Annotated in this window: 19 protein-coding genes; 10 read left to right on the top strand and 9 right to left on the bottom strand. The window is 54.4% G+C overall.

Going from position 1 to position 22136, the window contains the following annotated elements; translation table 11 throughout:
- Positions 1-313 precede the first annotated feature (313 nt).
- A complete protein-coding gene (gene ampC, locus ACPXSQ_RS06440; RefSeq protein WP_426143172.1) occupies positions 314-1456 on the top strand; it encodes a class C beta-lactamase in 1143 nt (380 codons plus the stop codon).
- 59 nt (positions 1457-1515) lie between these two features.
- On the opposite strand, the gene ACPXSQ_RS06435 is transcribed toward ampC, so the two are convergent.
- Positions 1516-2409: an SDR family oxidoreductase gene (locus tag ACPXSQ_RS06435; RefSeq protein WP_014593760.1), complete on the bottom strand. Its 894-nt coding sequence runs from the start codon at positions 2407-2409 to the stop codon at positions 1516-1518.
- Positions 2410-3019: 610 nt separating this feature from the next.
- Between ACPXSQ_RS06435 and ACPXSQ_RS06430 the strand changes: the two genes are divergently transcribed.
- A complete protein-coding gene (locus tag ACPXSQ_RS06430) occupies positions 3020-3769 on the top strand; it encodes a helix-turn-helix transcriptional regulator (protein ID WP_013025833.1) in 750 nt (249 codons plus the stop codon).
- Here the strand turns inward: ACPXSQ_RS06430 and ACPXSQ_RS06425 are convergent.
- Positions 3741-4373: an acyl-homoserine-lactone synthase gene (locus tag ACPXSQ_RS06425; RefSeq protein WP_014593759.1), complete on the bottom strand. Its 633-nt coding sequence runs from the start codon at positions 4371-4373 to the stop codon at positions 3741-3743. The genes ACPXSQ_RS06430 and ACPXSQ_RS06425 overlap by 29 nt on opposite strands.
- Before the next feature lie 526 nt (positions 4374-4899).
- On the opposite strand from ACPXSQ_RS06425, the gene ACPXSQ_RS06420 reads away from it, so the two are divergent.
- On the top strand, positions 4900-6288 hold the full coding sequence (locus tag ACPXSQ_RS06420; protein ID WP_426143168.1) for an MFS transporter: 1389 nt from the start codon (positions 4900-4902) through the stop codon (positions 6286-6288).
- Positions 6289-6310: 22 nt separating this feature from the next.
- Positions 6311-8686, top strand: coding sequence for a glycoside hydrolase family 3 N-terminal domain-containing protein (locus tag ACPXSQ_RS06415; protein ID WP_426143166.1), 2376 nt, complete (start codon positions 6311-6313; stop codon positions 8684-8686).
- A gap of 63 nt (positions 8687-8749) precedes the next feature.
- Here the strand turns inward: ACPXSQ_RS06415 and ACPXSQ_RS06410 are convergent, their stop codons facing one another.
- Entirely contained in the window at positions 8750-9193 is a 444-nt protein-coding gene (locus ACPXSQ_RS06410; protein WP_072138782.1) for a GNAT family N-acetyltransferase, read from the bottom strand.
- Between the two features lie 114 nt (positions 9194-9307).
- On the opposite strand from ACPXSQ_RS06410, the gene hipB reads away from it, so the two are divergent.
- Both hipB and ACPXSQ_RS06400 read left to right on the top strand, forming a co-directional pair.
- Positions 9308-9547: a type II toxin-antitoxin system antitoxin HipB gene (gene hipB, locus ACPXSQ_RS06405; protein WP_013025828.1), complete on the top strand. Its 240-nt coding sequence runs from the start codon at positions 9308-9310 to the stop codon at positions 9545-9547.
- Positions 9547-10656 carry a HipA domain-containing protein gene (locus ACPXSQ_RS06400; RefSeq protein WP_426143163.1) on the top strand — a complete coding sequence of 370 codons (1110 nt, stop codon included), beginning with the start codon at positions 9547-9549 and terminating at the stop codon, positions 10654-10656. Before hipB ends, ACPXSQ_RS06400 begins: the two co-directional genes overlap by 1 nt.
- 45 nt (positions 10657-10701) lie before the next feature.
- Here ACPXSQ_RS06400 and ACPXSQ_RS06395 read toward each other — a convergent pair whose 3' ends face one another.
- Together ACPXSQ_RS06395 and kup are read right to left on the bottom strand one after the other, a co-directional pair.
- Positions 10702-11118, bottom strand: a complete 417-nt coding sequence (locus ACPXSQ_RS06395; protein WP_014605803.1) for a GFA family protein — start codon at positions 11116-11118, stop codon at positions 10702-10704.
- Between the two features lie 450 nt (positions 11119-11568).
- On the bottom strand, positions 11569-13437 hold the full coding sequence (gene kup / locus ACPXSQ_RS06390) for a low affinity potassium transporter Kup (RefSeq protein WP_013025825.1): 1869 nt from the start codon (positions 13435-13437) through the stop codon (positions 11569-11571).
- An 873-nt stretch (positions 13438-14310) separates the two neighbouring features.
- On the opposite strand from kup, the gene ACPXSQ_RS06385 reads away from it, so the two are divergent.
- Positions 14311-15951 (top strand): methyl-accepting chemotaxis protein, encoded by a 1641-nt coding sequence (locus ACPXSQ_RS06385; protein ID WP_013025824.1) that lies wholly within the window; start codon positions 14311-14313, stop codon positions 15949-15951.
- Between the two features lie 80 nt (positions 15952-16031).
- Here ACPXSQ_RS06385 and ACPXSQ_RS06380 read toward each other — a convergent pair whose 3' ends face one another.
- Genes ACPXSQ_RS06380 through ACPXSQ_RS06370 form a run of 3 tightly spaced genes read right to left on the bottom strand, consistent with a single transcriptional unit; the run spans position 16032 to position 17834 of the window.
- Positions 16032-16679 carry an anti-sigma factor gene (locus tag ACPXSQ_RS06380; RefSeq protein ID WP_014593753.1) on the bottom strand — a complete coding sequence of 216 codons (648 nt, stop codon included), beginning with the start codon at positions 16677-16679 and terminating at the stop codon, positions 16032-16034.
- Complete coding sequence (locus tag ACPXSQ_RS06375) at positions 16676-17230, bottom strand: RNA polymerase sigma factor (RefSeq protein ID WP_013025822.1); 555 nt, start codon at positions 17228-17230, stop codon at positions 16676-16678. The genes ACPXSQ_RS06380 and ACPXSQ_RS06375 overlap by 4 nt, the downstream gene beginning before the upstream one ends.
- A 40-nt stretch (positions 17231-17270) precedes the next feature.
- Entirely contained in the window at positions 17271-17834 is a 564-nt protein-coding gene (locus ACPXSQ_RS06370; RefSeq protein ID WP_014593752.1) for a fasciclin domain-containing protein, read from the bottom strand.
- 226 nt (positions 17835-18060) lie between these two features.
- Between ACPXSQ_RS06370 and ACPXSQ_RS06365 the strand changes: the two genes are divergently transcribed.
- Positions 18061-18456, top strand: a complete 396-nt coding sequence (locus tag ACPXSQ_RS06365; protein ID WP_089517339.1) for a (R)-mandelonitrile lyase — start codon at positions 18061-18063, stop codon at positions 18454-18456.
- 36 nt (positions 18457-18492) lie between these two features.
- Here the strand turns inward: ACPXSQ_RS06365 and ACPXSQ_RS06360 are convergent, their stop codons facing one another.
- On the bottom strand, positions 18493-19401 hold the full coding sequence (locus ACPXSQ_RS06360; RefSeq protein ID WP_024471217.1) for a LysR family transcriptional regulator: 909 nt from the start codon (positions 19399-19401) through the stop codon (positions 18493-18495).
- A gap of 92 nt (positions 19402-19493) precedes the next feature.
- Between ACPXSQ_RS06360 and ACPXSQ_RS06355 the strand changes: the two genes are divergently transcribed.
- Both ACPXSQ_RS06355 and ACPXSQ_RS06350 read left to right on the top strand, forming a co-directional pair.
- The gene (locus ACPXSQ_RS06355) at positions 19494-20624 is read left to right on the top strand and encodes a DSD1 family PLP-dependent enzyme (RefSeq protein WP_426143157.1); all 1131 of its coding nucleotides are present in this window, start codon (positions 19494-19496) and stop codon (positions 20622-20624) included.
- 30 nt (positions 20625-20654) lie between these two features.
- Positions 20655-22127 (top strand): aldehyde dehydrogenase family protein, encoded by a 1473-nt coding sequence (locus ACPXSQ_RS06350; RefSeq protein WP_426143155.1) that lies wholly within the window; start codon positions 20655-20657, stop codon positions 22125-22127.
- Positions 22128-22136: the final 9 nt, after the last annotated feature.

The following is a 22136-nucleotide window of genomic DNA, read 5'->3' as shown; positions in this document are numbered from 1 at the left end:
ATGTTGAGCAATCTCATTGTAATACGCGTAATTCCGGTGCCTGTAGTACCCAGGCGCAGCTTTGCGTGCAATCATGCGCTGCTCAGTGTCATTGACGGCTCCCCGCCCTGGGCGAGGATTCCCACTTCACCGAGCCGAACCTGAACGGCGTTAAGCGATTTGGAATTTACAGGCTCTCCGTGAGCTAACACTGCCTGCCCGGCAGCTTTTCTATTACGGGCCGCGTTAATGTCGCGATCATGGTCGCGCGCTTATATCTCCGCCCGATTGGGCGAAGTCTTACGCGCAAACTGATGAACTGTCACCTGAATGAGTGCTGATGAAAATATATTTTACTGCATTACTCGTCGCCCTTAGCGCCAGCAGCAGCGCGACGGATTTATCCTCACAGGAGATTGCCTCGCGGGTTAAGGACGTGATTACGCCATTAATGGCGGAGCAGGGGATTCCTGACATGTCTGTCGCGGTCCTGTATAAAGGCCGCCCGCAGTACCTGAACTTTGGCGTAGCGGATACCGCAACCGATCGACGGGTGACGGAAAATACGCTGTTCGAACTTGGTTCCGTCAGCAAAACCTTTACCGGCGTACTGGCTGGCGTGATGATACGTAACAGCGAACTTCGCCTGAACGATCCGGTACAAAAGTACTGGCCCGCGCTAAAAGGCCCGCAGTGGCAGGCGATCAGGATGGTGCACCTCGCCACCTACAGCGCAGGTGGCATGCCGTTACAGCTTCCTGCCAGCGTGGTCGATCAGGATTCCTTACTCCGTTACGCGCAGCAGTGGCAGCCCGGTGTCGCGCCGGGCATTCAGCGGCAATATTCCAATGTCAGCCTCGGCCTGCTGGGTTATCTCATGGTAAAGGGCGAGTTTGAAGAAGCCATGCAGAAGAACGTCTTTACACCGTTGCGGCTCACGCGCACTTTTTATACCGTTCCCGCGTCCATGATGTTCGACTATGCGTGGGGCTATAAAGACGGTCAGCCCGTGCGCGTCTCTCCCGGAATGCTGTCGGCAGAAACCTATGGAGTGAAGTCCACCGCGCGCGACATGATGACCTTTATGCAGGCCAATGCGAATCCCAACGGGTTATCGTCCGGCAATACGGTCTTACGCAACGGCATACTCACCGCACAGTCGCACTATTTAACGGCAGGTCAACTTTCTCAGGGGCTGGGATGGGAAATCTATCCATGGCCGGTGAAGGAGCAAACGCTCATCGACGCCAGCGACACGAAAACCGCGCTGGAGGCTCAGCCTGCCACGCTGGTGAACCCGGTAAAAGCCGCGGACCGCGCCAGCTGGATCCACAAAACCGGCTCCACAAACGGGTTTGGGGCATACATTGCCTTTGTTCCTCAGCTCAACAGCGGCATCGTTATGCTGGCGAATAAAAACTATCCCAATCCGGAACGCATTAAGGCGGCCGTGGCGATTCTCGACGCGTTACAGTAATGCCGAAAAGCAGGCAAAAAAATGGCCGCGCAGTGCGGCCATGGCGTATTAAAAAACGCTTACAAGGTTCCGGTTCCCCCGTCAGAGCACCATACCTGCCCGGAGGCAAAGCTGCACTCGTCCGACGCAAGGGTGACGTAGAGTGGGGCGATCTCTACGGGTTGGCCGGGGCGGCCCAGCGGCGCGTCTGCGCCAAACTGTTCCACTTTCTCCTGCGGCTGACCGCCGCTCGGCTGCAGTGGCGTCCAGTACGGACCCGGTGCGACCGCGTTCACGCGAATCCCTTCCGGGCCGAGCTGTTTAGCCAGCGCTTTGGTAAAGGCGACGTTGCAGGCTTTAGTCTGCGCGTAGTCCAGCAGGATATCGCTGGGTTTAAAGGCCTGCACGGAAGAGGTGTTAATGATACAGGCCCCGCGCGGCAAATACGCCAGCGCGGCTTTCGTTACCCAGAATGGCGCATAGACATTGGTTTTAAAGGTGGCATCGAAATCTTCTGTGCTCAGCGTACGGATGGATTCATTAAACTGCTGACGTCCGGCGTTATTGACAAGAATATCCAGCCCGCCCAGCTTCTCGGCCGCTTCGTTAACCAGCGTCTGGCAAAAGGTTTCAGAACGCAGATCGCCGGGGATGGCCACAGCTTTGCGCCCTTCGGCTTCAATCAGTTTAATCACTTCAACCGCATCGGACTCTTCTTCCGGCAGATAGTTAATGGCCACATCTGCACCTTCACGCGCATAGGCGATTGCAACCGCACGGCCAATACCCGAGTCGCCGCCGGTGATCAGCGCTTTACGGCCGGTAAGGCGACCATGTCCACGATAGCTTTTTTCACCATGATCGGGAGCAGGATCCATTTCACTGGCTAATCCGGGTGCCTGCTGCGGCTGCTGCCTGAACGGCGGCTTCGGAAAGCGATCCGGGTCTTGAATGTGGTTATTTGACGTCGTCATAGTGAACTCCTTGAACAGGGTGGTCAGAGAGTTTAAGCCTGGCACAGATGTGATATTTGTCACATTCAAATGCTTATTTAATCCGTACTGGCAGATGAAAACAGGCTTTATGGCGAGGGTTTGCCGACGATATTGCAGATAAGCGCAGCGGAAGTAGCAGAATATGTTGATTTTTCCTTAAGGGGGAGCGCCATCAGGCCAAAAAGAGCGCATCCTCTTTCCTGGCGACACGCACAGGTGAAGGCTAACGCATTGAATAAAAGGCGCTTATGGCATGAAAGAAGAGGGGAGATCATTGCATATGATAAAGGAGGACAATCAGGTGTGGGAAAGCGAAGGTAAATGTTTGTACAAATGTTTCTGGGATGTTACTCTGAGTGTCCCGGCCAGCATCACTTTATAGTTTGTGAAGTCTGGCCGGAAAGTTTTTCCCTGGTGTTGGCTGTTTCAGCGACCTGGCCTTGCAGGTCAGGTTTTTTTTTACCGCTAAACAACTGAACCCATTGTAACCTCTGGCTGAATCATTGTAAGTTATTCTTAAGTATTATCTTACCTGTACTAAAGTGCAGGTTATGTCATCGTTAAGTAAAAGAAGCAGCATGGAGCCTGAATGTTTTCTTTTTTTCTTGAAAATCAAACAATAACGGATACGCTTCAGACTTACATACAGAGAAAGTTATCTTCGTTTGGCAGTCCTGAGTACGCTTACACTGTTGTGAGCAAAAAAAATCCTTCAAATGTTCTGATTATTTCCAGTTATCCTGACGAATGGGTTAGGTTATACCGCGCCAATAATTTTCAGTTAACCGATCCGGTTATCCTTACCGCCTTTAAACGCACCTCACCCTTTGCCTGGGACGAGAACATCACTTTGATGTCCGATCTCCGGTTTACTAAAATTTTCTCATTATCGAAGCAATACAACATCGTTAATGGCTTTACCTACGTGCTCCACGACCATATGAACAACCTGGCGTTGCTATCGGTCATCATTAAAGGCAACGACCAGGCCGCACTGGAACAGCGTCTTGCCTCAGAGCAGGGCACGATGCAGATGTTGCTGATCGATTTTAATGAGCAGATGTATCGACTGGCTGGCGCAGAAGCGGAAAGAGCACCGACGGTGAATCAAAACGCCGATAAAACCATCTTTTCTTCGCGTGAGAATGAAGTGTTGTACTGGGCGAGTATGGGGAAAACCTACTCTGAGATTGCCGCCATTACCGGTATTTCTGTCAGCACTGTAAAATTTCACATCAAAAATGTGGTGGTTAAACTGGGCGTCAGTAACGCCCGACAGGCTATCAGACTGGGTGTTGAGTTAGATCTTATCAGACCGGCAGCGTCAGCGGCCAGGTAGTTACGGCGACGGGCGCGCAGCCCGTACGTGCAACAATATCCCCACCCAACTGCTGTTTATCGGCTTCCCCGGCTGGCAGCGTCAGCAGATAAATACGCTCTTTTTCCGTCAGAAAAGCTTCTTTGACCACGCTGATTTGCCATCCGGACCGTTTCAGTATTTTCAGCATTGCCCGGCTGACTATCGTGTAGATATGCGTATAAGCATTGTTCTGCGCCCAGTTAACCATAGCCAAAAACAGTACCTGGCTGACAGGATAGTGCTCACCCAGCAGTTCGCGCGCGCGGGCTTTATCAACAAAAAAACGGCTGGACTCGGTGCCGTAAGCGGGCAGGGGAACGTCGTCAAAACAGTGACGAAAGGTGTGGGTAATCATATTGGGGCGATCCAGACAGGTAAAGCGGACACTGCATACTAACTGCCCTTCGCAGATACCCAGAATATAACGCGTTCCTGGGCCATCAAACTCATCTGACTCCATGCCCTGACTGCACACGACTTCCCATCCCAGGCGGTCGCTAAAAGTTTTTTTTCTGAGCTTATAAAGTTCTTCTGAACGTGTGGTTTGCAGCTCTTCATAACTGACGTCAAACAGTTCAAGCATTCCATTTCCTCTAAAAGTTACTGCAGCCCTCACGGCTATCCTGTACTGATTTTACTAACTTTTCACTCTGACGTTCAGCTAAATAACATTTTATTCATCTGAAAATAGGGCTGCTCAGTCGTTCAGTGGGCAGGATAACGCATCTCGGGCGGTAAAATTCTCCCTGAAGAGATATTATTTGCCATAACGCAACAGAAAACAATACAAATAGTAACAAGGCTGTACTATTTCAAGCGTGCATATTCGCCATGTCATAGCGATTTTATATGAGAACATTACAGGCTTATAACAAAGTAACCCCACCTGGTGTCAAAAATATTTCGTCAAAAATGTATTGATCGATAAGTTATCAATATGCACTGCATCACAAACCCGCAAAAAAACTAAATATCATAAATTGGCTGTTAATTTCTGGAATTGTTGCTACTCCTCCAGACTACTAATACTTGAGCCTGGCCTGCCTGTACAGGCAGCGCGTGGAAAGCTGACTGAACAGGTTTTTCACCTAATTATAAGGCTCATAACAATGACTATATCCTCTGTATCCTCTGTGCTCACGACAAAAGATAAAATGGGTTACGGCATCGGTGATGCCGCCAGTTCAATGGTGTGGCAAACCGCCACCTTGTTCCTCGCCTACTTTTACACAGATGTGTTTGGGTTACCGGCCGCCATTATGGGGACGATGTTTTTGGTGGTTCGTCTGGCCGATGCCTTTGTCGATCCCTGTATCGGCGCGCTGGTCGATCGCACCCGAACCAAGCACGGTCGTTTTCGGCCCTGGCTGATGTGGTTTGCGATTCCGTTTGGCGTCAGTTGTCTCATTACCTTTTATGTTCCGGATGTCGGCCCCACGGCGAAGATCGTCTATGCCTGTGTCACTTACACGATTCTCAGCTTTATTTACTCTGCGGTAAACGTCCCTTACTGCGCCATGCCCGGTGCACTGACGCTCGATCCTCGCGAACGCCATTCTTTGCAATCCTGGCGGTTTGCCTGCGCGTTTATCGGCGGGCTGGTGGTGACCGTCATCGGGCTGCCGCTGGTGGATCTGTTAGGTCAGGGTGACAAGGCAAAAGGCTACCTTTTTGCCATGGGCTTCATGGGGTTCTTAGGGGTGGTTTTAATCTACTGCTGCTTCTTTATGACCCGGGAACGTTATTTACCCCGCAGTGACAGCGCAAACTCGATGTGGTCCGACCTCAAGGCGCTGAGTAAAAACAGCCAGTGGTGCATCATTGTTATTTTTAACATCCTGCTGCTCACGGCGGTGGTAACCCGTGGCTCCTCCACCATTTATTACATGAACTACGTTTTATTGCGTCCTGACCTCGTATTCACTTTTATAATTACCGGCATGATAGCGGCATTGTGCGGGGCCTTTTTTTCAGAGCGGTTATTGGGAAAATTTGATCGCGTGCGCACTTATCAGATTTGCCTTGCCAGTTTTGTTTTTTTTGTCACCACGATTTATTTTATTCCGCCTTCTCAGGTCTGGCTGATCATTGCCGTGAATATTGTTTTTGGTTTTGTTCAGAACCTGACCACGCCCATTCAATGGAACATGTTCTCGGATGTGGTGGACTTTGAAGAGCAGCGCAGCGGAAGACGACTGGACGGCCTCGTATTTTCAACGGCGCTGTTTGCCATCAAATTTGGCCTTGCCATGGGCGGGGCTGTCGTGGGCTGGATTCTGGGACTGGTTCATTACCAGCCCGGCGTGGCCGCACAAACACCTCGCGTCATCATCACCATCAACCTGATGCACAACATTATTCCCGGCGTTCTGTTTACCTGCATGTTGCTGCTGCTTTTTCTCTACAAACTGAACAGCGCGCGGGTGAATGCTATCGCCCTTGAGCTGGCCGCGAAGCGCGCCGCTGAAGAGAAAATGGACGCCAGCAAGACTATCTGAAATCTGCATAAAGGAGTGAAACATGACTGCAATCTATAAGGATCCTCATCGTCCGGTCGCTGAACGCGTCGCGGATCTGCTGCCGCGCATGACGGCGGAAGAAAAGTTCGCGCAGATGCATGCTTACTGGCTCATTCTGGATGAAGAGGGCAATCACCAGGAACGCACAGATTTAAGCGATGAGTTTACTGGCGTCAGTGCCCAGACAGCACTGAAAGAAAGATTAACCCGCGGTATAGGTCAGATTACCCGTCCGCTGGGAACGCATATCGTTGACGCGCTGACTGGCGTTCGGGCGGCGAATCGCCTACAGCGCGACGTGACTGAAGGCTCACGCCTGGGCATCCCGGCGCTGCTGCATGAAGAGTGCCTGGTCGGTTTGCTCTGCAAAGGCGCTACGTTGTTTCCCTCATCGCTCAACTATGGATCGACCTGGGATCCTGAACTCATCAGGCGGGCGGCACAGCGCATTGGCACAGAGGCGCGTTCTGTTGGCTGTAAGCAGGGGCTGGCGCCAGTACTGGATGTGTCCCGCGATGTCCGCTGGGGCCGGACGGAAGAAACCTTCGGGGAAGATCCCTGGCTGGTGGGCGTCATGGCCACCGCCTACGTCGAGGGCCTGCAGGGCGACACGCGCGATCTGTTAGCCACGCTGAAGCACTACGTTGGCCACTCATTCAGTGAGGGCGCCCGTAATCACGCGCCGGTACACCTGGGTTTCAGCGAGTTAAACGATATCTTCTTACTGCCGTTTGAAATGGCGGTCAAGCTGGCGAATGCGGGTTCAGTCATGCCGGCATACCATGACATCGATAATCAACCCGGCCACAGCGATCGTTTTTTACTGACGGAGGTCTTGCGGGAGCAGTGGGGATTCGACGGCATTGTCGTCGCTGACTACGGCGGCGTCAGCCTGCTTCATCAGCATCATGGCGTGGCGCAGGATGCGGCAGAATCTGCCGCGCTGGCTTTTAACGCCGGGCTGGACGTCGAACTGCCCAAAGATGACTGCGCTCGCCATCTGGCGGACGCCGTATCACGTAATCTGCTGTCGATGGAGAAGGTGGATGAAATTGTTGGCCGCATCTTAACCGAAAAGTTTCGTCTGGGCCTGTTCGAGCAGCCCTACATTAATGAAGAGACGATTTCACTGCAGGACGAGGAAACCCGTCAGGTCGCCCGGGAGGTTGCCACGCGGTCGATCACGCTACTGGAAAACAACGGCATTCTGCCGCTGCAACAAGCCAGTCGCGTTGCGGTTGTGGGCCCCTGTGCAGACGATCCACTCGCGCTACTGAGTGGCTACAGTTTTCCTGTTCACCTGATCATTAGCGATATGCTGGAGGAAACCTCGCAGGTAACGACGCCGCTCGCCGCGCTGCGCCATACGCTGGGGCAGCAAAACGTCAGCTATGCCAAAGGCTGCCATATTATTGAGAAACGCACGGCAGGCGCTCCCGTTTTCCCCGGAGACAGCGGGGCGAAACCTGTGCAGCAGTCGCCTGTTTCACAGGATACGCATCTGATTGCGGAGGCGGTTCGCGTGGCACAAGAAAGCGATGTCGTTGTTGCCTGCGTAGGCGATCTGGCGGGCCTGTTCCAGAGCGGCACCGTGGGCGAAGGTTCTGATACCGACAGCCTGAATCTGCCAGGCGTGCAGCAGTTATTGCTGGAGGCCCTTGTGGACACCGGAAAACCGGTGATCGTGGTCATGACCGGTGGGCGACCTTATAACCTGCAGGGCCTGGAGAACAAGGTCGCCGCCTTTCTGCTGGCCTGGGCACCGGGACAGGAGGGCGGCTGGGCGATAGCGGATATCCTCACCGGCCGCGCAGAGCCGCAGGGCCGCCTGGTGGTGAGCGTTCCGAAGAACGTCGGTGCGATGCCGTTCTATTACAACCACAAACTGAAAAGCGGCGGCACGCCAATCGCCTTCCATTTTGGCGCACGCTATCCGTTTGGCTACGGTCTGAGCGGGACAACGTTTAGTTGGGGGACGCTCCAGTCCGAGCAGGACAGCGTCGCTATTGACGGCGAAATCCGCCTCAGAATGACGCTAACCAATAGCGGCCAACGGCAGGGCAGTGAAGTGGTTCAGCTTTATATCCGGGACAAGGTCGCCAGCATGGTGCGCCCGCTTCAGGAGCTCAAAGCTTTTCAGCGCGTCACGTTACAACCGGGTGAAACGGCTGAGCTGTGCTTTACGCTCCCCGTCGATATGCTCAACTTTACCCGTCGCGATGGCAAGCGCATTGTTGAGCCGGGCGAGTTTGAGCTCCAGGTCGGGTCGTCCTGTCGCGATATTCATGGCGTCAGCACGGTAACGGTAAGAGGCGAAACGCGTGTTCTGCCTTGCCACTGGCGCATGTTAAGCGACTGCAAGGTCAATATCATCTGATGCCTTAACCCTGTCCATTGAGAGATGGACAGGGGCAACCCTTGCGTTTTTGCAGCGTGAAGATCAGCGCGCTGCGCTTAACGCTTTCGTCAGATAATGACGTTGCATGCCCGGTTGAGGGAAATCCGTTAACGACATCTGTCGGGCATAACCCTGCTTCTGGTAGAAGGGCAGCGCCTGGAAACTAAAGGTATCCACCAGAGCACTTTGGCAACCCGCCGTGACAGCATCCTGTTCGGCTGCATGAACCAGCTGCTGGCCAAGGCCTGAACCGCGCACGGATTCACTCACCCAGAGAAACTCAATACAAAGCCAGTGTCCTTTTTGGCTACCAATCAGTCCGCCTAGCAATTTTCCCTGCGGATCACGACAAAATACCGCCAGCGGCCCCCATGTCGAAGTATCGATGAACGCGTTGTTATAGGCGCGCAGCCCGACCAGTAAATCCTGCTTATCGTTCTCGGTGTAAGACCGCGTGACGGCCAGAGGAAAGTTACATTTGGTCATTGTACCTCCAAAATATCCGCTATCGGGGATAATTAAGTTATCAGGCGAAAGAGCAGCAAGTCTGATAATATCCTCTAACGGGGATAAATCCTCACTTATCAGGGAGCATACCGCATGATTTACAGTCCCCGCCAGTTGGCAAATCAGGTCAGGCTACTGCGGCAGCAAAACGGCTGGACCCAGGTCGAACTGGCGAAAAAAGTGGGCCTGAAACAGGCAACCCTGTCTCACTTCGAAAATGCCCCGGATACAACCTCACTGGCAACGTTGTTCAAAATCTTACAGGCGCTCGATCTTGCTCTGTCGCTTCATGAAAACAGCGCATCCTCAGCCCCGGCTGAGGATGCCTGGTAATGGCAAAGCTCATTGCCTGGATAAACGGCGAGCGTACGGGAACGCTGACGCTGCATCACAACGGCGCGCTGCATTTCCAGTATGACGCCAACTGGCTTCAGCATCCGCTTGCCAGACCTCTCTCGCTTTCGTTGCCCTTACAGCGCGCCGCGATGCATTCTGAGAAAGTCGTGCACTTTTTCGAAAACCTTCTCTTTCCCAGTACGTTGATCGAAAAGGATTTTTACCCGACTCACCCGATAAAATCCTGTGAGGTGTTTGCAACATTGCAGAAAGTGGGACACACATTACCCGGGGCGCTCAGTCTGCTGCCGGCAAAGCGGCAGCCCGTCGCGCCGGACCAGGCAACGCACAGCGTCGTCAGCCCCGCAGATGAGGCACAGCAGTTCGATATCGATAATGCGTATCTGTGTCTGTCCCTGGCCCGGGAGCTGACTATCCCGGTGCCGGATGCCGTGTTAGTTCATGAGAACGGCATCCGTAAATTGAGAACAGAAAGATACGATCGCCGTTGGCGTCACGACGGACAACACCTTTATCATCTTCCTGAAGAAGACGTGTGTCAGGCGCTCGGCGTGCCGCTCTCTGGCCGCGATGAGCAGCAGGGCGGTCCGGGAATTGATGACATCATGGCCTTGCTGATGGGCTCAAGCTCCGCCATGAAAGACCGTGAGGATCTGATGCGCTGTCTGGTATTTCAGTGGCTGACGGGCATCACGCGCGTCAACGCTAAACATCTCTCGCTGCTGATTGCTCGCGGTGGCAGCTTCCGGCTCGCGCCTTTTAAGCATCTCCTTTCCGCCTGCCCGGGCCTTTCTCTGCGCACAACAGACAGACGAGATTTCCAGCTGGGGATGGGCCTGACAGGCCCTGAGGGCAAACAGCATCACATTGACGCGATTGGGCCCGCGCATTTTCTTGCCCTTGCGGGGAGCGTGGGGTTCAGTCAGGCAGCGATGCGGCAGATACTGGCGGCCTTTATTCCGGGCTTGCCTGCCGCGATTATTAAGGTGCGGGACAGCCTGCCCGATGATTATCCCCTGACGCTCGCCGATGCGGTTTTCAGCCACGCAATGATGATGCTGGAAAGGGTGCGCCAGGCGATCTGAGGTTAATGGCCTTCTGGTGCCCGGCGCCAGGGTTTTACTGCAATGTCAGGGTTTTACTGCAACATAGTTAAGATGGCCGACTACGCCGCCTTTGCCGCCATCCCGGGGATGATTATTGCCATCGGTGACGGGCACGGAGGCGAAATCGAAAGGCGAAACGCCCGTCAGACAGGCGGCATTCACGCCGTACTGTTCAGGATTGGACCGGCTTTGATGAAACGTGTAGATGCCACAAATGGAACAGAAGTAGTGGACTGCCTCACCCGAATTAAAACGGTACTCGCTTAGCGTCTCTTTGCCTTTCACCACCTCAAGCCCCGAGACGGGCGCAAACACCACGACCGCGCCGCGCATACGGCAGAAAGAGCAGTTACAGCGCCGGGCCGTGTTCAGGCCATCCAGCAGTTTTACGTTAAACGCTACAGCGCCACAGTGGCACTGAGCCGATGTCGCATCAGACATGATTTGCTCCTTTTTTCATCCTGCAACCTCTGGGGAGGTGACAGGGATGAAGCGTTGGTGGCACAGGTAAAACAGGGGATCCCGGCTGGTATTGTGACGGGTTAAGGTCAAAGACACCAGACGGGATCCCGCAGCCTACAGATTTTTCTTCAGCATCCTGCGTTTGGTGCGCTGATGAGGGCCGTTCTGCAAGTCAGCGTTGAGTTCAACGGGCACTATTGACGGGATAACGCGGCAGGCGGTACTTGCGCCACAGCGGCGCCTGCTGTCCCGTTATGCCTGTATGAGCATACATTTTGCCTGGCAAAGCCTGACGAGATCCACGAGACGCGTGAAGAAGGCCGTTACGACGGGTGGTGAAAGGGTGCAGAACGCGAGCGGGGAACACGCGGGCATCCTGACAAAAGAAAACGGCAGAGCCCGTGACGCGCTCTGCCGCAAACGCCCTTATCAGAACTCTTTTTGCCCGCCCAGTTCGATCACCCGGTTAGCCGGGATTCTGAACTGCTCATGTGCGCGTAGTGCATTGCGCTGGAAGAAGTGGAAGATAACGCCTTTGGCATGGGCCAGACCGCGGCGCTTTTTCATCACCAGCGTGTCGTGCGAGGTAAAAAACGACGCTTCATTTAACGTACAGCCAAAGCCTTCCAGCCCACAAAGATGCAGGACATCCTGCATCGACGGACGCTCATGCCAGCCATAGGTGGCCGTCACCTGCCAGAACGACGGGGACATCTGGCGCAACGCAATGCGCTGCTGATTGTGTACGCGGGGCAGATCGACCGTTTTGATATGCAGTAAGACAGTGCGCTCATGCAGTACCCGGTTATGTTTCAGGTTATGCAGCAGCGCCTGCGGAATTTCATACTCTTTACGCGTCAGGAAGATAGCCGTTCCCCCCACCCGCATCGGCGGAGAGGCTTCCAGGGAGCTAATCAGCGCTTTCAGCCGCACCGGATCGTCAGTGAGACGGCGGATAAGCCGGGAACGCTCACTGCTCCAGATAAGCATCAGCACCAGCATGGTCATCGCCAGCAGCACCGGCACCCAGCCGCCAGACAGGAGCTTCATCAGATTGGCGGCAAACAGCGGCACATCAATTAACAGCATGCAGAGCAGAAAAACCAACGCCACCGGCAATGGCCACTTCCAGTTTTTAAACGCCACAATACCGGCCAGACAGGCCGTCAGCACCATCGTGCCCGTCACCACAATACCGTAAGCGGATGAGAGCGCTGAGGACTGGCGGAAAGCCAGGATGACGACAGTTACCGCGGCAAACAGCAGCCAGTTTACGACCGGGATGTAGATTTGCCCTGATTCCGTAGCAGACGTAAAGATCACTCGCATCGGCGGCAGAAACCCCTGGCGAATGGCCTGATGCGTCAGCGTGTAAACGCCGCTGATGATTGACTGGGCAGCAATGACCGTGGCCAGGGTTGACAGGACAATCAGCGGGATCTGTGCCCAGACGGGCGCGAGAATATAAAACGGATTTTGCACCGCGCTGGGTTCGGCAAGCACCAGGGCGCCCTGACCAAAATAGTTCAGCACCAGAGCGGGCAGGGCAATGATCAACCAGGCCAGCCTGATAGGGGTTTTGCCCAGATGTCCCATATCCGCATACAGGGCTTCAGCACCGGTGACGGCCAGCACCACCATGCCGAGCGCGGCAAATGACAGGGCTTCATGATGAAGCAAAAAGGTCAGGGCAAAGGCCGGATTGAGCGCATGTAAAACGTGCGGATTCATGGCGATGCCGCGCACACCGAGTATCGCCAGGGTAATAAACCACACCAGCATGATCGGGCCAAAAACGCGGCTGACGCGCTCGGTGCCGTGCTTCTGGATCACAAAGAGTACCGCCAGTATGACCATGGCCAGCGGCACAATAAAGCGATCCAGCGCCGGGGCCACGACTTCAATCCCCTCAACGGCGGAAAGCACCGAGATTGCCGGGGTGATAATGCCGTCACCGTAAAAGAAGGCTCCTCCTGTGAGGCCTGCCAGTACGATGATGCGGCTGAGCCGCGCGCCGACATTTTGCCGGGCCAGGGACATCAACGTCAGTATTCCGCCTTCGCCATCATGATCTGCACGCATGATAAAGATGACGTATTTCACCGTCACAATCAGCGTCAGTCCCCAGAATATCAGAGAAAGAAACCCCATGACCGCCTCTTCGGTCACCGCCCCAGAGGGAAGAATAGACAGACACTCTTTTAAGGTATAGAGCGGGCTGGTGCCGATATCACCAAATACGATCCCCGCTGCCGCCAGCATGCCTGCAGGAAGAGACTGTTTTTCAGACTGCGCCATTTAATATCCTGTTTTGCTTCACGTAATTATCCACCTTCGCCGGAAAGGTTATCCGGTCAGCGATCAGCACGAGATTACGCGGTTTAGCGTGAGTTAGGGAGTAGGTGGTTAAGTTATGAACTGCATTTTTACAGGTTTGTACCTTTTTTTTACGACATTTTTACACGACTGTCGATTAACTCAGCAGTTATTTCGCGCGAGAAGTGGCGTAAATCCGCCGTAACGAGCAGGCTGTTTAAAACCGGTTTAGTCAGCGTGTTGCATTAAGCCAAATTATGTCTTTTGCTTTGTCAGCCATGCCGACCCGCGGCGTGAATGCGGCGAATGACAAGGCTGTGTCGCGGCGGATACAGGGAAGCCAGCGCTATGCTGGTTTTTAACGCCCGGCCCGAACGAATGGAGAAGAACGTCCCGGCGTTAACAAAAAAAATAAAAAAATTTTTAAAATAGTCCTTACTTATGATTAATTCGTTCGCGTTTGTTGCAGCGTTAATTTATTTCAAAAACGGCGGCATTAAACAACGGCGCAGCCGGTATATTCAGGCACAATTTTAAGCTGGCCTTAAGCGAAATTTTATTAATTAAACGCGCGCGCCATTTTGAATAAAGATTATTTCCCTCCTCTTAAATAAAAATTGACTTTCCTCCATCCATTAAATCCATTTGTATTTTCTGAGTCATAAATCCCTACGTCTTTATTTATGCATTCAACGGGCTAATGCTTTTTAACGGTAATGCAGCGTCCGCCCCCATTATTCAGCGGATTTACCATTCAGCGCATTAATGCTCATTCACGCCCTGTCGATATCTTTATGGCTAGCGTGCTTCAGCATAACGTAATGAATAACGAACACAGTATTCGGGGAATTTAATATGACTATTACTCAGCGGCTTTTCCTGACGTTTTCACTGCTCTCGGCATCGATGATTGCCATGGTGGTGATCGTCATCATGGTATTGAGCGGCTTCCAGTCGCGCTTTCAATACGTACAAACCAATACGCTGCCTTCACTGGTTGACCTGGATAAAATGGTCAATGGCAGTAACCGGCTTAACGTCTCGCTTTACCGACATTTGAGTGCAAAAGATCAAGGCAAACAGGCCGAGTTCGAAAAGGAAATAACAACGCGGCTGGATACCGTTAAAGCGCTGACTGAATTTTATTTGAAAAATGAAACCACTAACGATCAGGACATCAGGCTGAGTCAGCATGCCTTAGCGCTGATTAAGCAGATGGAAGACCGTTTGCCCGGTTTTATGGCGAATTCCCGTCTGCATGACGACGCTGCGCTGGCCGATCTGCAGGGCAATAGCGGGGTCGGGCAGTCTATTCGCGATTTAATTGAAAGTTACCAGAAACAGTTACAGTTTAATGTGGAGGTAGGGGCGGCATTTGAAAAAGATAACAACCGGGTTTACCGGCAAACGCTGGTGTGGTTAATTGCCGGTTCGGCCGCCATCATTCTGCTGCTGGGCGCGTTCTCCGTCAGAACGATTCTGGGGATCCGCAGGCACCTTAACGGTATGCGAATCACCATGGAACGTGCCAGCGAGCGGCTGGATCTTACCCTGCGTGCGGATGACTCCCGTCAGGATGAAATTGGTCTTACGGCCAAAGCGTTTAACAACCTTATCGGGAATGTGGCCCACTCGCTGTCGTCCGTTGAACGTTCGGCCCATTCTGTCAGTTCTGCCACCTCGCAAATTTCGGCCGGCAACGAAGATCTCTCTTCACGCACCGAGCAGCAGGCGGCCTCGCTGGAACAGACGGCTGCCAGTATGTCAGAGCTGAGTGAAACCGTGCGCCAGACGGCTGAAAACACCCGACTGGCCAGCCAGCTGTCGAAAAACGCCCGGGACATTTCGGACGACAGCGCCACGAAAGTTCACACCATGCTCGGCACCATGACCGACATTAAACAGAGTTCTGAAAAAATCACCGCCATTATTAGCCTGATCGAAGGCGTGGCTTTCCAGACCAATATTCTGGCGCTCAACGCTGCCGTTGAAGCCGCCCGGGCTGGCGAGCAGGGACGAGGTTTTGCCGTTGTCGCCGGTGAGGTGCGTAACCTGGCACAGCGTTCTTCGGCTTCAGCGCGCGAGATTAAAGAACTTATCGAATCCTCGATGCGCTATGTGGAAACCGGCGTTAATCAGGCTGAACAGGTGGGTGACAATATCGGACGAATGAAGGACGCGGTGCGACAGGTAACCGACCTCGTTGACGAAATTGCCGTCGCGTCTCAGGAGCAGTCATTGGGGATTGGTCAGGTGCATCAGGCCGTCAATCAGATGGATGACGTGACACAGCAGAATGCGGCGCTGGTGGAGGAAGCCTCATCGGCATCCCGCTCGCTCATGGATCAGGCCTCAGCACTGAATCAGCTCGTCGCCACGTTCGTGCTGACCGATGCCGCGCCTGTTGCCCAATCCAGCCCCGCACGGGTTTCTTCCGCCTTTGTTCAGGCTCGTGCGGCCTATGCTAAGCAGGAAGATAACTGGCAACGTTTTTAGGGTTGTGCGGCGGGTGGGGCGATAACACGGGATAAAGGCATGCCATCGTCCTACCCGCTCAACCCGCCGCCCGAATGGTTTTATCCTGTCCTGCCACTGTAAAGCACCGGGCCGGTAGGCTGCCCGGTGGGTGAACCGCCCTGGGGCTCGAGGCTGACCGCAATCACCGCGTTTTTCAGCGTATCACGTGCGGCAAGTTTGAGCTGCGTGGTCTCCTGGGCATTCAGCAGCCCCAAGGAAACGGGCTGTTGACCGGCAGGGATGAGCCACAGTTGCAGGCTGTTGTTTGCGCCAATAGCGACCGGCTGCAACGGTGTTACACGCAGCTGCGTCAACGCCTTATCTGCACTGACCACCCATTGCCCCTGTTGCTCCGCGCCCCGCATTACGGTCAGCGGGGTAAAGTCGGGCGTTCTGATAACCTGATACGACACCAGCGTCAGCGCGGCAAGGGCTGCGGCAACCAGCCAGCCTACATAACCGCGCCTGACGCGCGGCGTTATCTTTGTCGGCAGACTTAACGTTATTTTTTTCCAGACGTATTCCGGTGGAATCTGAGGCATCAGACTGCGATCCAGTCCGGCAAGCAAGGTTTGCCATTTGGCTACCTGCTCAGTCAGTTCCGGCTCACTCTGCAGACGCTTCTGAAAGCGTAACCGCGCATTGCCGCGCAGCGTACCCAGCGCGTATTCCGCAGAGAGCGCGTCGTCACGTTGGCGTTTATTCATAGTCCGACACACTCCCGAAGGTGCGCCATCGCCCGGCGGATCCAGCTTTTCACCGATCCAACCGGCTGCTGGAGCCAGTGAGCAATATCGCCGTGGGACATGCCCTGATAGTAGGCCAGCGTGATGCTCTGGCGCTGCTCACTGCTGAGGTTTCCCAGACAGCGCTGTAAGCGTGCGGCTTGTGCATCATCCTGTCTGTTATGCAGTTCGTCATGTTCAGCGGCTAGTAGGTCATCGTTATGGGCTTCTTCCGCGCTGGCAAGGCGTGCCTGTCCGCTGCGGAGCCAGTCGATACACCGATTACGAACAATGTGGGTCATCCAGGTCAACGGGGAGCTCAGCGCGGCATTATAGGTTTCCGCCTTGCTCCAGATGGTGATGTAGCAATCATGCAGCACCTCCTCAGCCCAGGGGCGATGCTGCAACATGCGCAACGCGATGGCAAAAAGGTGAGGCGATGTCAGCCGGTAAAGTTGTTCAAATGCCTGACGATCGCCGTCGGCGATTGCCTGCATCAATTTCACCTGCTCCACTGCCTGCACCTTGTCCATAAGCGTCCCGAATGATCTGTTTCCGTTCGAGTATAAATTATTACTTCGGCATTAATACGGTATCAATCACATCTATCACGCCATTTTTTTGGTTGACGTCATAGGTACTGATATTCGCGACGTTGCCCTGGCCATCTTTCAGCTGAATATTGTGGGGGCCATTGTTCATGATCCATAACGGCTGACCGTTAACGGTCTTCAGCTCGGCATGACCGCCACCTTGTTTGATTTTGGCTTCCAGCGCCTTCATATCGTACTTACCGGCAACCACGTGATAGGTGAGTACGCTGGTCAGTTTCGCTTTATTTTCCGGTTTGAGCAGACTGTCTACGGTGCCTGCAGGGAGCTTAGCGAACGCCGCGTTAGTTGGAGCAAACACGGTAAAAGGGCCTTTACCTTGTAAGGTATCAACCAAACCGGCTGCTTTTACCGCAGCCACCAGGGTGGTGTGATCTTTTGAGTTAACCGCATTTTCAACAATATTTTTTTGCGGGAACATGGCGGCACCGCCTACCATGACAGAACCCGACTCCATAGCGGCAAGAGAGGCAGTGGTAAACAGTAATGCACTTGATACAACAGTCACAGCGATTAGCTTTTTCATCGTAAATCCTCATTAGAGCGTGGAGTAAGTGGCTTTCAATGAGATATACGAGTAGGGGGACGAAAGTGGATGCAGAAAAAATTAAATATTTTTAACCCTGCGCGTAGCCTGCCCAATTCATCAGCCTGCGCGTGTTTTTCGGCCATGTGCGCACAGGCAAGCAGCGGCCAGAATGAGAGACGTCCGTCCCTGTCCTCTGTCACACGACATCAAAGGTAAGCCGATAATGAAAATCATCAAAAATGCCGCCGTTCCCTCAGCGAAAGGTCCTGAGGCGTATTTTACCGGCCAGGTCCGCATTGATTCGCCTTTCAGCACAGCGGCCCCGGCACGGGTTGGCGGCGCTATCGTCACCTTTGAGCCCGGTGCCCGTACGGCCTGGCATACGCATCCACTGGGTCAGACGCTGATCGTCACCGCCGGTCAGGGATGGATTCAGTGTGAAGGCGAAGAGAAGCAGACGATTAATCAGGGCGATATCGTCTGGATACCTGAGGATGTTCGTCACTGGCACGGCGCCACCGACAGCCATGCAATGACGCATATTGCCATCGCGGAATCCCTTAACGGCAGTCCGGTGACCTGGCTTGAGAAGGTCACAGAGCACGAATTTTTATCGTAAGCAACGCCTGTTCAGCCGGTGCAACACCAGGGAGGCCTAATCGATCTCCCACGGCGGTGCGCTGAAGCTGTGTTTCATCAGGTCGATAAAGCCCTGAGTGCGGGGAAGGCGCTTTTTTTCCTGCAGGCTGGTCAGGGCGACGATATCGGCAGACGGCAGGGTAAACGCGGGCAGCAAGGGAACAAGAAGGCCCTGGCGGATCTCGCGGCTGACATCCCAGGCGGAGCGCACCATAATCCCTTTACCGCTCAGCGCCCATTTTTTAATGATACGACCATCATTGCTGGCGAGACGTGGCGTAATCCTTACGGTCGTTTCGTCCCCGTTGTGGCTGAATGTCCAGCGCGTCACATCTTCCGCATTTTCCCGTATCACCAGACAGTGATGGTGCTGCAGCGCATCAGGATGCGTCGGCGTACCCTGCTGCTGCAGATAAGCCGGCGAGGCGCAGAGTAAACGCGGATTGGCGGCGAGCCGGGTGCTGTAGAGCGTGGAGTCGCGCAGATGGCCGATATAGATCACCACATCCCACTTATCGGCCTGCATCCAGTCAGGGTTATCGGAGAGGGTGAGATCGATACTGAGATCGGCATGGCTGTCGGCGTACTCCGCCAGCAGCGGGGCAATGTGTTCGGAACCAAAGCCCAACGGGGCCAGCACTCTCAGCGTTCCGCTGATGCGGTTTCGCGTCTGATCGATCACATCCTGCAACTGGTCTATCTCATGCAAAATCACCCGGGCGCGACCCAGCAGAGCTTCGCCTTCATCGGTCAGAATGATGCGTTTTGCCGGACGCAGGATCAGCTTCACCCCGATCTTTTGTTCAATACTTTGCAGGCGCTGCGTCACGGAAGGCGGCGTGATATCCAGATGGCGCGCCGCCGCCGCCAGCGTCGGATGCAGGGCAATGACCTGAAAAAAACGTAAATCTTCGCTGTTGATCATTAGGTTCAAACCTAATCATTAATTGGGCCTGACGGCATTTTAAACAGATTTAAACGATGAGAGCATCAATAAAACCTTACAGGAATTCGACGATGCTCAATCACTTAACCATAACCACGCCTTATCTGCTGTTAGATAAAGTTAAGTTTGAACGCAATATCAACCGCTTGTATCAGCGAATCGAAGGGCAACGCTGTCAGATTCGCCCGCATCTGAAAACGCTTCGCACTCTCCAGTCTGCGCCTTATCTGCTCAAAGCATCCTCTTCACCTGCCACCGTTTCTACCCTGGCAGAGGCCGAAGCCTTTGTCGCCGCTGGCTTCAGCAATGTGCTTTACGCCGTGGGCATTGCGCCCGCTAAATTGCCGCGTATTGCCGCCCTGCGGTGCAGCGGCAAACAGGTGCATGTGTTGCTGGACAGCATGGCGCAGGCGCAGGCCATCAGCGATTACGCTTTACAGCATCAGGTAACGTTTTCCGTTTTCATTGAGATCGACTGCGATGGCCATCGCGGCGGCATTCGACCTGACGACGGGACGTTGATCGAGATTGCCGGTCATCTGCATCAGCACGGGATGGTGGTGGAAGGGGTAATGACCCACGCGGGCGAGTCCTACCATTGCCGCACGCCGCAAGACATTCAGCGGGCGGCGCAGCAAGAGTGCCAGGCTGCCATTACCGCTGCCCAGCATATCCGTGCCGCAGGGATCCCGTGCCCGGTCGTCAGCGTTGGCTCCACGCCCACAGCGCATGCGGCTAAGGACCTCACGGGCGTAACCGAGGTGAGGGCCGGGGTGTTTTCCACCTTCGATCTGTTTATGCACAATCTGGGCGTCTGCACCCAGGACGACATTGCGCTTTCGGTGGTGACAACGGTGATCGGCCACAACCACGACAAGGGCTGGGTTTTTGTTGATGCCGGCTGGATGGCCATGTCACGCGATCGCGGCACCGCCTCACAGGATACCGATTATGGCTACGGGCTGGTGTGCGACGACGCGGGTTGTCCGTTGGGATTGCTGCTGACAACCACCAATCAGGAGCACGGAATTATTGCGTTGCCGCGCGACAGTGCGTATTCCACCGGAGATTTTCCACTCGGTACCCTGCTGCGCATTCTGCCCAACCACGCCTGCGCGACCGCCGCGATGCATACGCACTATCAGGTGATCGACACCCGAAACGGCGAACATGAGGTCTGGCAACGCATCGTTGGCTGGTAGCGTTTTTTCCATTCATTGTGAGAGGACATCATGTCAGATTTTGATCCTGATAAGGTCCGTCTTTCGACCGGACATTTTATCAACGGCCAGTTTGTTTCGGCATCCGGCAAAACAATGGGGATTAAACGTCCCTCGGATGGCCAGCATTATGCCGACATCAACGAAGCGGGCGCAGAAACGGTCGGCGAGGCGGTAAGCCTCGCGGAAGACGCGCGCATTCGCAGCGGCTGGTCAAGCTGCTCTCCACGCGAACGGGGCGCGGCCATTTCCCGCTGGGCGGATTTGATCGATGCCGACAAAGATTATCTGGCGCAGCTTGAGGCGGTGGGCTCCACGCGTCCGATAACGGACACGATCAATATTGAAGTGCCTTTCACCGCTGCTGCTCTGCGTTTTTATGCAGAATGCGCAGACAAGTACAGCGGAGATGTGTTTCCAACCCAGAACAGTAGCCTGGGAATGCTGGTGCCGGAACCTTATGGCGTGATCGGCGCGATCACGCCGTGGAATTTCCCGCTGTCGATGGCGTCGTGGAAATGCGGCCCGGCGCTGGCTGCGGGAAACGCGGTGGTGCTCAAGCCCTCTGAGCTGACGCCATTCTCCACCGCGCGGCTGGCTGAGCTGGCCGTGCAGGCCGGTATTCCGCCCGGCGTGCTCAACGTCGTTCAGGGCGGCGGACAGGTCACCGGCAATGCACTGGTGACCCATCCTCTGGTCAGAAAGGTGTCCTTTACCGGTTCAACCGCGACCGGGGCGGCGATCATGAGCCAGGCCGCGTTACAGGGTACCAAGCCCGTGACGCTGGAACTGGGCGGAAAAAGCCCGCAGCTGGTTTTTGACGATGCAGGCGATGCGGATGAAATCGCCAAGCGCCTGTTTCTGGGCTTCACCGTCAACGCCGGTCAGGCCTGTGTTTCAGGGACGCGTCTGATCATTCAGAAAGGTATCGCGGAACGGGTCATCGAAAAGCTTATCGCCCTGTGCAAAACACCGCTGCCCGGTATGACCTGGCAGGCCGCCACGCGTTACTGTCCGCTGATTGATCAACGTCAGGGGGAAAAAGTCGCGACGATTATCGCGCAGTCCGTGGCGCAGGGGGCCAGCATTCTGGCCGGCGGCCAGCGTTACGAAAACACCGCGCAGGGCTGGTTCTGGCAACCGACGCTGTTAGCCAATGTGAATCAGGATAACGTCGCGATTCAGGAGGAGATCTTCGGACCGGTGCTGACCATCCAGACGTTTAGCGATGAAGAAGAAGCCCTGGCGCTCGCACAGCATCGCGTTTTTGGCTTATGTGCAGGCGTGCATACGCTCAACATGCCACGTGCGATGCGGCTGATAAAAGCCCTGGACAGCGGTACGGTCTGGATCAACCGCTATCGTCGAACCTGGGACTTTATCATTCCAACCGGCGGCTTTCAGGGGTCCGGTTTTGGCAAAGATCTTGGGCGTCAGGCCTTTGAGTCATGTCAGCGTTACAAGAGTGTTTTAATCGATTTTTAACACCTTTAC

This window comes from Pantoea sp. EEL5, assembly GCF_049892805.1.
Classification (GTDB): domain Bacteria; phylum Pseudomonadota; class Gammaproteobacteria; order Enterobacterales; family Enterobacteriaceae; genus Pantoea; species Pantoea ananatis.
Note: the sequence above shows the minus strand (reverse complement) of the source record. Positions and strands in the feature narration are given on the sequence as shown.